The 16,734-nt window shown below is 42.7% G+C and carries 13 protein-coding genes and 1 tRNA gene; all 14 read left to right on the top strand.

All coding sequences use genetic code 11. From position 1 onward, the window contains the following. The first annotated feature begins 25 nt into the window (after window positions 1-25). The 14 genes from FGG15_RS16945 to FGG15_RS16880 all read left to right on the top strand — a co-directional run bounded on the left by FGG15_RS16945 (window position 26) and on the right by FGG15_RS16880 (window position 16,725). On the top strand, window positions 26-343 hold the full coding sequence (locus FGG15_RS16945; RefSeq protein WP_138838535.1) for an FtsL-like putative cell division protein: 318 nt from the start codon (window positions 26-28) through the stop codon (window positions 341-343). After that, entirely contained in the window at window positions 343-2,352 is a 2,010-nt protein-coding gene (locus FGG15_RS16940; RefSeq protein WP_138838533.1) for a penicillin-binding protein, read from the top strand. The genes FGG15_RS16945 and FGG15_RS16940 overlap by 1 nt, the downstream gene beginning before the upstream one ends. Beyond that, window positions 2,349-3,812 (top strand): UDP-N-acetylmuramoyl-L-alanyl-D-glutamate--2,6-diaminopimelate ligase, encoded by a 1,464-nt coding sequence (locus FGG15_RS16935; RefSeq protein ID WP_138838531.1) that lies wholly within the window; start codon window positions 2,349-2,351, stop codon window positions 3,810-3,812. The genes FGG15_RS16940 and FGG15_RS16935 overlap by 4 nt, the downstream gene beginning before the upstream one ends. Before the next feature lie 8 nt (window positions 3,813-3,820). Next, window positions 3,821-5,041 carry a phospho-N-acetylmuramoyl-pentapeptide-transferase gene (mraY, locus tag FGG15_RS16930; protein ID WP_138838529.1) on the top strand — a complete coding sequence of 407 codons (1,221 nt, stop codon included), beginning with the start codon at window positions 3,821-3,823 and terminating at the stop codon, window positions 5,039-5,041. Beyond that, window positions 5,042-6,376 (top strand): UDP-N-acetylmuramoyl-L-alanine--D-glutamate ligase, encoded by a 1,335-nt coding sequence (murD, locus tag FGG15_RS16925; RefSeq protein WP_138838527.1) that lies wholly within the window; start codon window positions 5,042-5,044, stop codon window positions 6,374-6,376. A gap of 2 nt (window positions 6,377-6,378) precedes the next feature. Continuing rightward, entirely contained in the window at window positions 6,379-7,587 is a 1,209-nt protein-coding gene (locus FGG15_RS16920) for an FtsW/RodA/SpoVE family cell cycle protein (protein WP_138838525.1), read from the top strand. After that, window positions 7,574-8,662, top strand: coding sequence for an undecaprenyldiphospho-muramoylpentapeptide beta-N-acetylglucosaminyltransferase (gene murG / locus FGG15_RS16915; RefSeq protein ID WP_138838523.1), 1,089 nt, complete (start codon window positions 7,574-7,576; stop codon window positions 8,660-8,662). Before FGG15_RS16920 ends, murG begins: the two co-directional genes overlap by 14 nt. Next, window positions 8,659-10,011, top strand: coding sequence for a UDP-N-acetylmuramate--L-alanine ligase (murC, locus tag FGG15_RS16910; protein WP_138838521.1), 1,353 nt, complete (start codon window positions 8,659-8,661; stop codon window positions 10,009-10,011). Before murG ends, murC begins: the two co-directional genes overlap by 4 nt. Continuing rightward, window positions 10,001-10,720, top strand: a complete 720-nt coding sequence (locus FGG15_RS16905; protein ID WP_138838519.1) for a cell division protein FtsQ/DivIB — start codon at window positions 10,001-10,003, stop codon at window positions 10,718-10,720. Before murC ends, FGG15_RS16905 begins: the two co-directional genes overlap by 11 nt. Window positions 10,721-10,723: 3 nt before the next feature. Further along, on the top strand, window positions 10,724-12,040 hold the full coding sequence (ftsA, locus tag FGG15_RS16900) for a cell division protein FtsA (RefSeq protein ID WP_138838517.1): 1,317 nt from the start codon (window positions 10,724-10,726) through the stop codon (window positions 12,038-12,040). A gap of 29 nt (window positions 12,041-12,069) precedes the next feature. Then, a complete protein-coding gene (ftsZ, locus tag FGG15_RS16895) occupies window positions 12,070-14,034 on the top strand; it encodes a cell division protein FtsZ (RefSeq protein WP_138838515.1) in 1,965 nt (654 codons plus the stop codon). A 102-nt stretch (window positions 14,035-14,136) separates the two neighbouring features. After that, window positions 14,137-14,589: a GatB/YqeY domain-containing protein gene (locus tag FGG15_RS16890; RefSeq protein ID WP_138838513.1), complete on the top strand. Its 453-nt coding sequence runs from the start codon at window positions 14,137-14,139 to the stop codon at window positions 14,587-14,589. A gap of 8 nt (window positions 14,590-14,597) precedes the next feature. Next, a tRNA-Arg gene (locus FGG15_RS16885) sits at window positions 14,598-14,671 on the top strand. A 467-nt stretch (window positions 14,672-15,138) separates the two neighbouring features. Continuing rightward, window positions 15,139-16,725, top strand: a complete 1,587-nt coding sequence (locus tag FGG15_RS16880; protein ID WP_138838511.1) for an aldehyde dehydrogenase (NADP(+)) — start codon at window positions 15,139-15,141, stop codon at window positions 16,723-16,725. Window positions 16,726-16,734: the final 9 nt, after the last annotated feature.

Below are 16,734 nucleotides of genomic sequence, written 5' to 3'. Positions count from 1 at the left end.
CGGGAATGACAAAAGGAACATAGAAATGAAAAAAGGATTACTGGACATACTAAAAGGAAAGTTTTTGGTGAGCGGGGATGCTCCCAAAAACTGGATGTTTTTGTTGTTTGCCTCATTCTTGGCGGCCATGATGATCTCCAGTAGCCATAACGCTGATAAAAAGGTACATGAAATCGCTGCCCTAAACGAAGAAGTGAGAAAACTTAAAAGCGAATTCTTCAAGCACCGTTCCACTGTGCAACAACTCAAACTGGAGTCCACCTTAAGGGAGACTGTTGGGGTTGAAGGTTTGGTGCCATCAAAAAATCCACCGCAAAAAATAAAAGTAAAGTCTGAAGATTAATGGCCATCACCGAAAAAAATATCATGAATCGCCTATACCTTGTCGCAGGATGTCTGCTGGTATTCGCTATTGCCGTGGTGGTGCGTTTGGTGGATATCCAAATGGTCAAAGGGGAAGAATATAAAGAGCTTGCCCTTAGTAAGACTGAAAAAATGTTCACGATAGAACCAAACCGGGGTAATCTTTATTCTGATGATGGAAGCTTGTTGGCAGCTTCAGTGCCCAAATATGAGATTCGGTTTGACGCCAAAACGGTATCCGAAGAAAATTTCACAGAAAACGTGGCTGCCCTTTCCGATTCCTTGGGCAATATGTTCAATAGGCCATCCTCATATTATAGAACGTTGTTTAGAAAAGCTAGGGCCAACGGAAATCGTTACAAATTGGTGGCCCGTAATGTGGATTATTTGGATTATGTCCGCATCAAACAATTCCCACTTTTTGAAAAAGGACCCTATAAGGGTGGTTTCATCGAAACCCATCGAGTGGTTAGGGAATATCCGTTAGGTAAAATGGCAGCTCGAAGCATTGGTTATGAGCGTGTGGATGAAAATGGATACTATACCCGAGTTGGCTTGGATGGAGCCTTTGGGGAGCAATATTTGAGAGGTAAGGAGGGCAAGCGCCTCAAGCAAAAAATAGCCAAGGGGCAATGGAAGCCCGTAGGCTTGGACAATATTGTGGAGCCTCAGGATGGTTTGGACGTGGTGTCCACCATTGATATCAGCATTCAGGACATTGCGCACCATGAATTGCTGGCGCAATTGGAAAAGTATCAGGCAGACCATGGCTGTGTGGTGGTTATGGAAACAAAGACTGGGGAGGTGAAGGCCATCTCCAATTTGGGGAGAACATCAGAAGGGAAATACTACGAAAAACTCAACTATGCCGTTGGGGAATCCCATGAGCCTGGTTCCACCTTTAAGTTGATGTCGCTTGTGGCCGCTCTGGAAGATAAAGTAGTGGACACCAGTTCCGTAATCGATACGGAAAAAGGAAGGTACAGAATCTATGATAGGGTGGTCAAGGACTCAAAATGGGGCGGTTACGGAAAGATTTCTGTATCTGAGGCGTTTGCGGTTTCCTCCAATACGGCATTTGCCAAAATGATTCATGAAAACTATAAGGAAAATCCTGGAAAATTTGTAAACCGCTTAATGAACATGGGGCTTCACAAAATGTTGGATTTACCCATAATTGGTGAAGGAAAACCTGTGATTCGCTACCCTGGTGATGAAGGTTGGTCTGGTATTTCTTTGGGATGGATGTCGCATGGCTATGAAGTTTCGCTTACCCCAATGCAAACCTTGGCCTTTTACAATGCCATTGCCAATGATGGTGAGATGGTAAAACCAAGATTGATCAAGGCGGTAAAAGAAGGGAACAAAGTGTTGAAAAAGTTTGATAAGGAAGTGGCCAACGCATCCATTTGTTCGAAGGAAACGGTGAAAAAGGTTAAACACTTAATGAAGGAAGTGGTGGAAAGGGATTATGGAACAGGTCATAAACTGTATTCCAAAAACTTTTCCATGGCCGGTAAAACCGGAACCACGCAAAAGAACTATGTGGCCAAGGATCCAGATAAATTGGCTTATATATCATCCTTTGCAGGCTATTTTCCGGCGGATAACCCCAAATATTCCTGCATTGTGGTCATTCATGAACCGGATAAGAGTGTGGGGTATTATGGTGCGGATGTGTCCGGCCCAGTATTCAAGTCCATGGCCCAAAAAATATATGCCACATCCCCCATTACAGATGAGGTGAAGGGCAAAGCCTTCAATGGGGAGCTATTGGATGAAAAATACAAACAATACTATGCCCATGCGCAAAAAGAACACCCAAGAGTTCCCAATGTAAAGGGTATGTGCGGAATGGATGCAGTATCCCTGCTGGAAAATATGGGATTGGAAGTGGAAGTAAGGGGTAATGGCAAGGTGAAAAAACAATCGGTCAATCAAGGAACGGACATCAACCAGGTTACTAAAATTGTGTTGGAACTTTCATGAAATTGTTGAAGGACATATTATATGGAGTAAGTCTATCTGCCGTAAGCGGGGATACAAACGTTATGATCAATAACGTCCATTTTGATTCCAGGCAGGTAGAAATGGATGATGTCTTTGTGGCTGTAAGGGGGACCCTAACGGATGGCCATAAGTACATTCAGAAAGCGGTGGAGCTGGGAGCAAAAGCTGTGGTTTGTGAAGAACTTCCAGATATTTTGGTCAATGGCGTCACCTACTTAAAAGTAGTTGATAGTAACAGTGCGCTTGCTGTTTTGGCCTCTAATTTTTACGATAATCCCTCCAAAAACCTAAAACTGGTTGGGATTACGGGCACCAATGGAAAAACAACAGTAAGCACCCTATTGTACAATTTGTTCAAAAAGGCGGGTTATAAGGTTGGATTGATTTCTACCATCAAGATTATGGTGGACAAAAAGGAATACAAAACAAACCATACTACTCCCGATGTGCTCACCATAAACCAGCGACTTTCCCAAATGAATGAGGACGGGGTGGAGTTTTGTTTTATGGAGGTGAGTTCTCATGGGATCCATCAAAAACGGTCAGAAGGATTACACTTTGCAGGGGCCATCTTTACCAATCTTTCCCATGATCATCTGGACTATCACAAGAATTTTGCGGAATACAGGGATATCAAGAAAAAGTTGTTTGATGCCCTACCGAAATCTGCTTTTGCCTTAACTAATCTTGATGACAAGAATGGGAAAGTGATGTTGCAGAACACCAAGGCCAGAAAGCAATCCTATGCGCTAAAAACCTATGCGGATTATAGGGCCCAAATTTTGGAAAAGCAGTTCAATGGGCAGTTGTTGAAGATTGATGATAATGAGCTGTGGTCAAAACTCATAGGTGATTTCAACGCTTATAACTTATTGGCAATTTATGCCACTGCAGACCTTCTGGGCTTGGAAAAAATGGAAACCTTGAAACTTATCAGTGAACTGGAAAACGTTGACGGTAGGTTCCAATATTTTATATCGAAAGAGAAAATTACGGCTATTGTTGATTATGCCCATACGCCGGATGCATTAAAAAATGTGTTGGTTACCATCAACGCATTGAGGACTGGAAATGAAAACGTCATCACCGTAGTGGGGTGTGGTGGTGATCGTGACAAGTCTAAGCGTCCGGTTATGGGTCATATCGCCTCAGAAATGAGCAATCAGGCCATATTTACATCAGACAATCCTAGAACTGAATCCCCAACAACAATTATTGAGGAAATGGAAGCTGGGGTAGAACCTCAAAACACAAGAAAGGTGCTGTCCATTGAAAACAGGAAACAGGCCATTAAAACTGCTTGTAAACTGGCTTTGGCAAACGATATCATACTTGTGGCTGGTAAAGGCCATGAAACCTATCAGGAAACGGATGGGGTTCGTGTGGATTTTGATGATTTTAAAGAAGTAAAAGCGGCTTTGGCCGAGTTAGACAAATGATGTAACCCATGTTATACTACCTGTTCGATTTTTTAGAGAAACAATACCAATTGCCAGGAGCAAGCCTTTTTGGTTTCTTTACTTTCAGGGCGGCCATGGCAGTGTTGTTATCTCTTTTGATTGCAATGGTATATGGAAAGCGGATCATTCTTTTCCTTCAAAAAAAGCAAATAGGTGAAAGCATTCGCGATTTGGGCCTGGAAGGACAGCAACAAAAAGCGGGTACGCCCACCATGGGAGGACTTATCATCATTTTGTCTACCCTTATACCGGTCTTGTTGTTTGCCGATATCAAGAACATCTATATCATTCTGTTGTTGGTCACAACCCTCTGGATGGGCATCATTGGATTTGTGGATGACTATATCAAGATCTTCAAAAAAGACAAACAAGGATTAAAAGGTCGCTTTAAGATTATGGGGCAGGTTGTCTTGGGTCTTATAGTGGGTTCCATAATGTATTTCCACCCAGAAGTGACCATCAAAGAAAAAGACTCGACCCGAATAACTGAAAATTTTAACGTAGAAACTGTTTTTGGTCAGGAAACCAAATCGGTTATGACCAACGTGCCCTTTTTTAAGAATAATGAACTTGACTATGCAGAGTGGATTTCTTGGACTGGGGAAGGTATGGAGAATTATGCCTGGCTCATATTTATACCTGTGGTGATTTTGATTGTTACCGCAGTTTCCAACGGGGCCAACCTTACGGACGGAATTGATGGACTTGCAGCAGGTTCTTCGGCCATTATTGCACTGGCTCTTGGAATATTTGCTTGGGTATCAGGGAACATCCAATTTTCAGATTATCTAGACATTTTCTATATCCCCAGGGTAAGTGAGCTTTTGATTTTTATCGCTGCTTTTGTAGGAGCCTTGATTGGATTTTTATGGTACAACGCTTATCCGGCACAGGTCTTTATGGGTGATACAGGAAGTTTGACCATAGGAGGTATAATCGCTGTTATTGCAATTATTGTAAGAAAGGAATTGTTGATTCCCATTTTGTGCGGAATCTTCTTTGCGGAGACCTTATCGGTTATGTTGCAAGTGAGCTATTTTAAAAGGACCAGAAAGAAATATGGGGAGGGAAAGCGATTGTTTTTGATGGCGCCACTACACCACCATTTTCAGAAGAAAATGTACCATGAAAGCAAGATTGTAACACGTTTTTGGATTATTGGAATATTTCTGGCCATTGTGAGCATTGTCACCCTGAAGATTCGGTAGATGGCACGCTTGGTGGTACTTGGTGGGGGAGAAAGCGGTGTAGGAACTGCCATTTTGGGGCAAAAAGAGGGATTTGAAGTCTTTGTTTCGGATAAAGGTGAAATCCAAGAAAAGTATAAGAAAGTTCTTGAACATTTTGAGATTGAATGGGAGTCGGGACAGCATACGGAAGCTAAGATTCTGAATGCTGATCTGGTGATGAAAAGCCCGGGAATTCCAGATAAGGTTCCCCTGGTTCAGCAATTGGTGAATAAAGGCATTCCTGTCATATCTGAAATTGAGTTTGCATCAAACTATACCGATGCCAAACTCATTGGGATTACGGGGAGTAATGGAAAAACCACTACTACAATGTTGACCTATCATCTGCTAAAGGAAGAAGGTTTATACATAGGAATGGCAGGAAACATTGGCGATAGCTATGCTAAAATGGTGGCGCAAGAGGAGTTGGATGTTTATGTGTTGGAGATAAGTAGTTTCCAATTGGACGGTATTGTGGAATTTAAACCCAACATCGCCATCATCACCAATATCACACCCGATCATTTGGATAGGTACGATTACAAGTTTGAAAACTATATCGCTTCCAAATTTAGAATTGCCATGAACCAAGATCGCAATGATTATCTGATTTACGATGCGGATGACCCTGTGATTGGCGACTGGCTGGCAAAAAACCCTGTTCAATCCAAATTATTGCCCTTTTCATTAAAGGCAAAACAGGAAAATGGAGCTTGGCTCGATAAGAATATTATAAAGATGAATGTAGAACATAAAACCTTGGAAATGAGCACAGATATTTTGGCCTTGGATGGTCAGCACAACGTAAAAAACACCATGGCAGCTGGCTTGGCCGCCCTATTGGTGAATGTGAGAAAGGAGACTATCCGTAAGAGTATCCAGTCTTTCCAAGGTGTACCACATAGATTGGAAAAAGTGTTGAAAATCAATCATGTGGAATACGTAAATGATTCCAAGGCAACCAATGTAAATGCTACCTATTATGCCCTTGACGGTATCAAAAAACCTATTGTTTGGATTGTGGGTGGCGTGGATAAAGGCAACGATTATTCGGAATTGATGCCATTGGTGCGGGAAAAAGTAAAAGCCATTGTGTGTTTGGGGATGGATAATTCCAAGCTCAAGGAAGCCTTTGGGAATGTCATTGATTTGATGGTCGAGACCTATTCCATGGAAGAAGCGGTCAAGGTGGCCTATAAAATTTCAGAGCGCGGGGATTCTGTACTGCTATCACCAGCCTGTGCCAGTTTTGACCTCTTTGAAAACTATGAGGACCGGGGCGATCAATTTAAAAAAGCGATTAAAAATTTATAGAAATGCTATCGGTATTTAAAAATCTGAAAGGGGATAAAGCCATCTGGGGACTCGTGGCCCTGCTGGCCCTTTTCTCATTTTTACCGGTTTACAGTGCCAGTACCAATTTGGTCTATGTAAATGATGATGGTACCACTATTGGACATCTAGTAAAACACGGGGTGTTGCTGTTTTTGGGATTCGGGATTATCTATGCGGTGCATCGCATACCTACCCATTACTTTAAAGGGCTTTCCATTATAGCGCTGCCCATTGTACTGATTTTGTTGGCATATACCTTAACAGTGGAAACCAAAATTGGTGGTGTTACAGCCAATAGATGGATCAAGATTCCCTTTGTTGGGGTAAACTTTCAGACCTCTACGTTGGCATCCGTAGTGTTGATGATCTGGGTGGCCAGATATCTTACCAAAATCAAGGATACGGTCATTACATTTAAGGAAAGTATTTTACCGCTTTGGTTGCCAACGGCATTGGTTGTTTTACTGATTTTACCCGAAAACTTTTCGACAGCAGCGATTATATCCTTATTGGTTTTGATTTTGTGCTTTTTAGGGGGGTATCCTTTAAAATACCTCTTTTCAATATTGGGAGCAGGATTGGTCTTGGGGGCCATGTTTATGTTTGTGGTCTTTAAAACTCCTGAGGTGATTCCCGGGCAGCGGGCCACAACCTGGAAATCCAGGATTGAAACCTTTTGGAGCCCAGAAAAAGCGGATAAGGATGATTTGCACCAGTTGACTTTGGCCAAAATTGCGATTGCAGAAGGCGGTGTGGTTGGAAAAGGAGCTGGGAAAAGTGTCATTAAAAACATGTTGTCCCAAAGCACTTCGGACTTCATTTTTGCAATCATCATTGAGGAGTATGGATTGTTGGGAGGGGGAGCTCTCTTGTTTTTCTATTTGTTATTGCTGTTTCGGATTGTGGTGGTCGCCAATTCGGCCAAGACTATTTTTTCCAAGCTTTTGGTCATAGGTGTGGGCTTGCCCATCGTTTTTCAGGCCTTTATCAATATGGCGGTGGTAGTTCAGTTGTTTCCCGTAACGGGACAGCCCTTACCGCTTATAAGCATGGGGGGTACCTCTATTTGGATGACCTGTATGGCCATCGGAATTGTGTTGAGTGCCAGCAATAAAAGTGAAAATTTAGAGGAGGAATCCTATGATATAGATGAAACCAATCCTTTAGAAGTATTAAGTGGGCAACTATAGATTTATACTTTCTGGAGGGGGTACGGGAGGACATATTTATCCGGCCATTGCCATAGCTGGAGAACTAAAAAAGAGGTATCCAAATGCGGAGTTCCTTTTTGTGGGGGCCAGGGATAAAATGGAAATGGAAAAAGTGCCACAAGCCGGCTACAAAATAGAAGGACTGTGGATAAGTGGAATACAACGGAAGCTGACATTGAAAAATCTCATGTTTCCCTTTAAACTGATAAGTAGTTTGTTGAGAGCGCGCAACATAGTAAAAAGGTTTCAACCTGATGTAGCTATCGGCACCGGGGGGTTTGCCAGCGGACCGTTATTACGAATGGCGGCAGGTTCCCGGGTGCCATGTGTGCTTCAAGAACAAAACTCCTACGCAGGAATTACGAACAAATTATTGGCTGGAAAGGCCCAAAGCATATGTGTGGCCTATGATGGAATGGAAAAGTTCTTTCCGAAGGAAAAGATTGTAAAAACGGGCAATCCGGTACGGCAGGATTTGGTGAATTTGGAAGTAGGACAAAAACAGGCGTTGGAAACCTTCGGTTTGAAAGAAGGAAGAAAAACGGTATTGATTCTTGGCGGAAGTTTAGGTGCTAGACGCATCAATCAGTTGATAGAACAGCAACTCGATTTTTTTAAACAACAAAATGTGCAGCTATTGTGGCAATGCGGGAAACTGTACCATGATGACTACAAAAATTACGATTCTGATACCGTTAGGGTCATGGCATTCATCAATAAAATGGACCATGCCTATAGCGCAGCAGATTTTATTATTTCCCGATCGGGAGCCAGTTCTGTGTCAGAATTGTGTCTGGTGGGCAAACCGGTGATTTTTATTCCCTCGCCCAACGTGGCAGAAGATCACCAAACCAAAAACGCACAGGCGTTGACGTCCAAAAATGCGGCCGTTCTATTGAAGGAAGCAGAATTGGAATCCCAGTTTGAAGCCGTTTTTCGGGATTTGACGGAATCAGAGGGGAAACAAGCTGAGCTAAGCTCGAATATTAAAAAACTGGCTTTGCCAAAGGCCACCGAACATATTGTTGACGAAATTGAAAAGTTGCTCAAATGAATTTGAAGGACATAGATAACGTCTTTTTTATTGGCATAGGAGGCATTGGAATGTCTGCCTTGGCCCGCTATTTCAAGTATGTTGACAAGAACGTAATGGGATACGACAAAGCACAATCGCCCATCACCGATGAATTGATTGAAAGCGAAATTTTTGTTCATTTTAAGGACGAAGTGTATTTAATTCCTGACCTCTTCAAGAATCCGGAAAACACACTTGTGGTATATACTCCAGCAGTTCCAGATTCGCATTCGCAATTGCAGTATTTCAAAAGAAACGGTTTTGAGGTGAAAAAGCGATCGGAAGTACTGGGAATTATCACCAAAGATACCTTTTGCTTTGCAGTGGCCGGAACGCATGGAAAAACCACCACCTCATGCATTTTGGCTCATTTGCTGAAGGAAACAGGTACGCCTTTGGTGGCATTTTTAGGGGGCATTTCGGAGGATTTCAATAGCAATTTTGTGTTGGAAGGTACGTCCCATGCCGTGGTGGAGGCCGATGAGTTTGACCGATCATTTTTACAGCTGTCGCCCAATGTGGCCTGCGTAACCTCTATGGATGCAGATCATTTGGATATCTACGGAACCAAGGAGGAATTACATAAATCTTTTCAGGAGTTTGTAGCCAAAGTAAAGCCAGGCGGACAATTATTCGTTAGAAATGGCTTGCCCTTGAACGGATACACCTATGGTATTGATGACAATTCAGACTATAGAATAGAAAATATTTCAATTGAACGAGGCACCTACATTTTTGACTTGATTACCCCAGCTGAAGTGGTAAGGCAAGTCCGTTTCAATAAACCGGGCAGGCATAACCTGCTCAATGGATTAGCTGCTTTTGCAATGGCGATGCAGGCCGGTTCCCCTCCGCATCGTCTTGCTGAAGCTTTGGGAACCTTTAAAGGCGTGCAGCGACGCTTTTCGTACCAAATCAAGAAAAGCGATTTTGTCTTTATTGATGATTATGCACATCATCCCACGGAAATTATTGCGGTTTATGATGCTATTCGGGAAATGCATCCAGGGGAAGAAGTGACGGCTATATTTCAGCCCCATTTATTTTCAAGAACCCAAGATTTTGGAGATGATTTTGCTAAAAGCCTCTCCAAGTTTGATATCATATTCTTGTTGGAAATCTACCCAGCAAGGGAAGAGCCCATTCAGGGAATTACGTCAAAATGGTTGTTGGATAAAATTGAAAATCCAAGAAAAAAATTGATTTCTAAATCAGAATTAATAGATGAGATAAAACAAAGTAAAACGGGGGTTTTGGTGACCATGGGAGCTGGTGATATTGGATTGGAGGTTTCCAAAATCAAAAAAGAATTGGCCTATGCGAGTTAACTGGAACAACATAAAACTGGGATTTTTGGGTATGGTGATTATCGGCTTGTACGGATTTGCTGATTATAGGAGTGACCAAAAAACAATAGACGATATATCCATTAAATTTTTGGGAGACAACAACTTATATCTGACGGAGGCCTCAGTTAATAAATTGTTAATACAAAATTATGGCACCATAAAAAATAGGGCTAAAGAACAATTAGTTTTGAATACCATAGAGGAAGTATTACGGTCCAATGACATGGTGAAAAATGCCCAAGTCTATCTTACTGTAAACGGGGAACTTATATCCAAGATTGTTCAGCGAAAACCAATTGGAAGGGTAGAGGGAGTCTCCAAATTTTATTTGGATGATCTGGGAGAACGCATGCCGTTGTCCAAGCACCATTCCGCAAGGGTGCCCATAATTACAGGAAAGATTACGGGGAAAACCTTGGAGGATGCCTATGTCATTTTGAATTATATCAACGAAGACGATTTTCTTAGGAAAAATGTCATCGGAATACACATTGAGGAAGAAGGGAAATATCAACTCAAATTCCGCCTAGAGAATTTTGTAGTGAATTTGGGCGGGGTTGAGAACCTCGATGAGAAGTTCAAAAATTTTATGGCCTTTTATGCAAAAGCTGCCAAGGATAAATCCTTGGAGAAATATGCAGTAGTAAGTTTAGAATTCAGCAATCAAGTGGTTTGTACCAAAATTTAAAATATGGAACAGGGGAATTATTCAGTTGGATTGGACATTGGAACTACCAAGATCGTAGCGATCATTGGAAGGGAAAATGATTACGGAAAAATTGAAATTTTAGGAACCGGCAGATCCAAAAGTTTGGGTGTGCACCGTGGGGTGGTCAACAACATAACCCAAACCATTTCTTCTATCCAACAAGCAGTTGAACAGGCAGAGTTGAATTCGGGTCTTAAAATTGGATCGGTTGTCGTGGGTATTGCAGGGCAACATATAAGAAGCCTTCAGCATAGCGACTATATCACCCGTCCCAATTCTGAAGAAGTCATAGATGATGATGATTTGGAAAAACTGTGCAACCAAGTGTACAAATTGGTCATGCTTCCCGGAGAAGAAATTATCCATGTATTGCCACAGGAATACAAAGTGGATGGTCAATCCGAAATTAAGGAACCAAAAGGAATGTATGGCGGCCGATTGGAAGCCAATTTCCATGTGGTGGTAGGGCAGGTATCCTCCATCAAGAATATTGGACGCTGTATTAAAAGTGCAGGACTCGATTTGGGAAACATCACCTTAGAGCCCTTGGCCTCTGCGGAAGCCGTTTTGAGTCAGGAAGAAAAAGAAGCAGGGGTTGCTTTAATCGATATAGGAGGTGGAACTACGGATTTGGCCATTTTCAAGGATGGTATCATTCGACACACCTCTGTGATTCCTTTTGGAGGAAACGTAATTACCGAAGATATCAAGGAAGGTTGTTCCATCATTGAAAAGCAGGCAGAACTGTTAAAAATGAAATTTGGATCTGCATGGCCAGGTGAAAACAAGGACAATGAAATTGTTTCTATTCCCGGATTAAGAGGTAGAGAGCCTAAGGAAATTACCCTAAAAAACCTTTCCAAGATTATTCACGCCCGGGTAGTGGAGATTGTGGAGCAGGTTTACGTGGAAATAAAAAATTATGGCCACGAAGAGCAAAAGAAGAAACTCATTGCCGGAATAGTTTTAACCGGTGGTGGAAGCCAGTTGAAACATTTAAAGCAATTGGTGGAATATATTACGGGAATGGACACCCGTATTGGGTATCCCAATGAACATTTGGCCGGCGATTCCGATGAGGAAATTGCCAGCCCATTGTATGCCACAGCTGTTGGATTGTTGATGAATGCGCTGGAAACCAACAACCGACAGCAAATAGTTGAAGAAGAAGCAGTTCTTGAAGAGGAGAAAGTGTTGGTAGGTCAGGAACATTCGGGAAGCACTTCCCATAAAGAACGCAAATCGATATTTGACAAATGGTCTGAGAAATTAAAGGACTTTTTGGATAACGCAGAATAATAACCCCATTAAAACGAAACACAACTGTCATGAGTAAGAGCACCGAATTTGACAACATCGCTTTTGATCTCCCCAAAAACAAGAGCAACGTAATTAAGGTAATCGGCGTAGGTGGAGGTGGTGGAAACGCCATCAATCACATGTTCCAGGCCGGAATCAACGGCGTGGACTTTGTCATCTGCAATACAGATGCACAAGCCCTGCAAAACAGTCCAATTCCCAATAAAATCCAGTTGGGGGTTTCCCTAACGGAAGGATTGGGAGCTGGAGCCAATCCAGAAATTGGTGAGCAAGCTGCATTGGAAAGTATGGAAGAGGTTAAGGGTATGCTGGAAAGCAATACCAAAATGGCATTTATAACCGCGGGAATGGGCGGTGGAACGGGGACAGGTGCTGCCCCAATCATTGCCAAGGTAGCCAGGGAGATGGACGTGCTTACCGTAGGGATCGTGACCATACCATTTCAGTTTGAAGGAGCCATGCGTAACAAACAGGCACAAGCTGGAATAGAAAAATTACGGGCCAATGTGGATTCGTTGATTGTGATCAACAACAACAAGCTCCGTGAAGTTTACGGAAATTTAGGGTTCAAGGCAGGTTTTTCTAAAGCAGATGAGGTGTTGGCGACGGCAGCGAGGGGTATTGCCGAAGTTATTACACATCATTACACACAAAATATTGACCTTAGGGATGCAAAAACGGTGCTTTCCAACAGTGGTACGGCCATAATGGGCTCTTCCACGGCATCCGGGTCTGCAAGGGCTAGTGAGGCAATTATGAAAGCCTTGGATTCTCCATTGTTGAATGATAACAAGATTAATGGAGCCAAAAATGTGCTATTGCTCATTGTTTCGGGAACACAAGAAATTACCATTGACGAAATTGGGGAAATCAACGACTTCATCCAGATTGAAGCAGGTCATAGTGCCAATATTATTATGGGTGTTGGGGAAGATGAGAACTTGGGTGATGCCATTGCGGTAACCGTAATTGCTACCGGTTTTAATGTGGATCAGCAGGACCATATTGTGAACACTGAAAGCAAAAAAGTGTTCTATACCTTGGAAGATGAGCAAACCGCCGAACAAGACTTGACCCCTGAGGCCACATCAGTACAAGAGATTAAATTGGAAAAACCACTAGTTAAAGAAGAACCTGAAGTAGTGCGGCATACCTTGGATATGGAGGAAGAAATTGGTGAGCCTGAACCGGTTCCCCAAGAAGTGGAGTCGGATTTGATTCCAACTTCCAATTACATCAGAAACTTTAATGTTTTCTACGAGGAAGTAGTTTCAGAAAACGTAGAGGATGATTTTGTGATTATTGAAGCCAAAAGTATCCTAAATGATATCGAAGTGGTTGATCCAGAAGTCGTGGCTCCAAAAGCCGAAGAAGATCAATTTGCTTTGACCTTTGATATGCCATTGAATGCCATTGAGCCAGAGGAAGATGAACCCCAGCATACTATTACCTTCGATTTGGATGACGACACCATCAAAGAAATTGATGTAGAGGAGTATGTGGAGGTAAAACCCGTGTTGGAATACAAGAAGGAAGGTGAAACCCGATACGATTTGGAGGAGTATATGGAACTGGAGACGCAACTGACAGGTGCAAAGTCCGTTGCCGAAACTCATGAGCCTAAATTGGTGGAAAACGAGTTGGTTTTTGAAAAGAAGACCATAAAGCCTCAAGCTTCTACAGGAGATAATGCCTCGGGAGATCAAGACCCGTTCAATAGCTCTATCAGTGATATGCTGAAGGATAGGGCGGATGAACGCAGAAAAAAACTTAAAAACTTCAATTATAAGTTTCAAAATAATCGAAACAGCATAGATGAAATAGAGAAGCAGCCTGCCTACAAAAGGCAGGGGGTAGATTTATCAGATACCCCTAAAGAGCAAAAGGTTTCCCGCACCACATTGAGTGAGGATAGCAATGACGAAATGCAGTTGCGTTCCAACAACTCCTTTTTGCACGATAATGTTGATTAGTAGTGTTTAAATTGTATCCATTTTAAATGGAAATGATAAGCCCGATGGTTAAGAAACTTTCGGGTTTATTTTTTATCTTCGCAGCCCAAAATAAATTGGATTATGAGTTTGCAGGAACAAGTGATGACAGAAATGAAAGTAGCAATGAAGGCTAAAGATACTGTTGCCCTTGAGTCGTTACGCGCCATAAAATCTGCAATCTTGTTGGCTAAAACCGACAAAGGTGGTGGAGGAGAGCTTTCTGAGGAAGATGAGATTAAATTGGTGCAGAAGTTGGTAAAACAGCGAAAAGACAGTGCTACCATCTTTACCGAACAGGGAAGAGCCGATTTAGCCGCTCCTGAGCTTGCCCAAGTTGCAATAATTGAAAAGTTTTTGCCCGAACAATTGACTGAAGAGGAAATTGAAAAGGTGGTTGTACAGACTATTGATGCGGTAGGTGCAGAAGGAATGAAAGATATGGGGAAAGTAATGGGGATGGTTTCCAAGGAATTGGCTGGTCAGGCAGACGGAAAGACCATTTCCAGTATTGTTAAGGCAAAATTGAGTTCATAAAATAAATTGGCCACGTAGCTCAGCTGAATAGAGCACTGGATTTCGGCTCCAGCGGTCGTAGGTTTGAATCCTACCGTGGTCACGAATAAGTAGTTCGATAAGAAAAAACGCCAAGCTTGCTTGAGCGTTTTTTTGTTTGAACTACTTTCAAAGCGGAGCTTTGTGAGGATATCCAATCCGTCACGTCGAAATCTATTGGTGCAAAGGAAGGCCATGCTTGAGCGTTTTTTTGTTTGAACTACTTTCAAAGCGGAGCTTTGTGAGGATATCCAATCCGTCACGTCGAGATCTATTGGTGCAAAGGAAGGCTATGCTTGAGCGTTTTTTTGTTTGAACTACTTTCAAAGCGGAGCTTTGTGAGGATATCCAATCCGTCACGTCGAAATCTATTGGTGCAAAGGAAGTACTTGCTTGAATTTGGAGGTGGAGCTTTTTGGTTTTCAAAGCGAGGAATAATACTCAAGAGTTGCACTTGACCGCGTCCATTTTTTCCTTTTTCCTTTAATCGAATCCTACTACCTTTAGCCACTAATTATAATCTGGACAATTATGCATTTGAGTGGGAAAAATATCCTTGGAAATGATCAATCGGCTGAAGGTGCGACCTCCTTTTATGCCAACAATCCTGCAACTGGTGATGCACTGGAAGTAGCATTTACCGAAGCTACCCAAGCCGAGGTGAATAAAGCTGTAGAATTGGCTGAATCCGCCTTTGATGCTTACAGACAAAAGTCTGGTATGGAACGTGCGGAATTTTTGGAAACTATCGCTTCTGAACTTGCCAAAATTGAGACATCCATTGTTGAAAGAGGTACGTTGGAAACTGGACTCCCTGAAGGCAGATTAAAAGGCGAACTGGGAAGAACTACAGGGCAATTGAGACTGTTTGCGAGCTTATTGCGCGATGGCTCATGGGTCGACGCTAGGATAGATCGAGCCAATCCCGATAGAACTCCCGCACCCAAACCGGATACTCGTCAGATGCAAATAGCCCTAGGACCTGTTGGGGTCTTTGGTGCCAGTAACTTTCCCTTGGCTTTTTCCGTGGCTGGAGGAGACACAGCTTCAGCACTGGCTGCCGGTTGCCCAATAGTCGTTAAAGCCCATCCTGCGCATCCTGGGACTTCGGAATTAGTGGGACAAGCCATAATTAATGCAATCCAAATATGCAATATGCCCAATGGGGTCTTTTCCTTGGTGCATGGCGCTTCCATTGAAGTGGGACAAGCTATTGTAAGACATCCTTTGATCAAGGCCATTGGCTTTACAGGATCTTTTAGAGGTGGAAAGGCACTTTTTGACGAAGCTGCTAGACGCCAGGAACCTATTCCTGTATATGCTGAAATGGGAAGTTCCAATCCCGTTTTTATGTTACCCGGTGCATTGAGAGAGAATTTTGGAAGCTTGGCTGGCGGTTTAGCCGGTTCGGTGCAGTTGGGCGTAGGTCAATTCTGTACCAACCCTGGAATTACCATTGTACCCAAATCCGAAGATGCAACAAACTTTGAAAAAGAATTGGAGCAACAAATTTCTACCTCAGAGTCGGCCACCATGTTGACCGAGGCCATTCAAAAAAATTATGTTGCTGGTTTGGAGACCTTAAAATCGAAAAACGAGGTGACATCACTAGGCAGGGGTAGCCAAAAGGATGGTGGTGCACAAGGTACTGCCGAAGTGCTTACAGCTTCCGCCGCTGATTTTAGTGCCGACAAGGAAATGGAAGAAGAGATTTTTGGACCTTCCACGCTTTTGGTTAAATCTGAGAATAAGGCGGAGATGCTTGAAATTGCCAAAAATCTCAGTGGACATCTTACCGCGACCGTGCACGGCACCGATGAAGATCTAAAAGAATATTCCGATCTACTCAAATTGTTGGAAAAAAAGGTGGGCCGATTGCTCATCAATTCCTTTCCTACCGGAGTTGAGGTCTGCCATTCTATGGTTCACGGAGGTCCGTTCCCTGCAACTTCGGATGCTAGGATGACTTCAGTAGGAACGGCAGCCATAACACGGTTTACAAGACCAATTTGTTATCAAGGTTTCCCGGATTCCCTACTACCTGATGAATTAAAGGATGGGAACCCACTTAACATTTTACGATTGGAAGATGGTCAATATCAATTACCAAAATCCTAAAGGAGATAG

Origin of the sequence: Flagellimonas algicola (assembly GCF_005937185.1) — a bacterium.
GTDB classification, from domain to species: Bacteria; Bacteroidota; Bacteroidia; order Flavobacteriales; family Flavobacteriaceae; genus Flagellimonas; species Flagellimonas algicola.
Note: the sequence above shows the minus strand (reverse complement) of the source record. Positions and strands in the feature narration are given on the sequence as shown.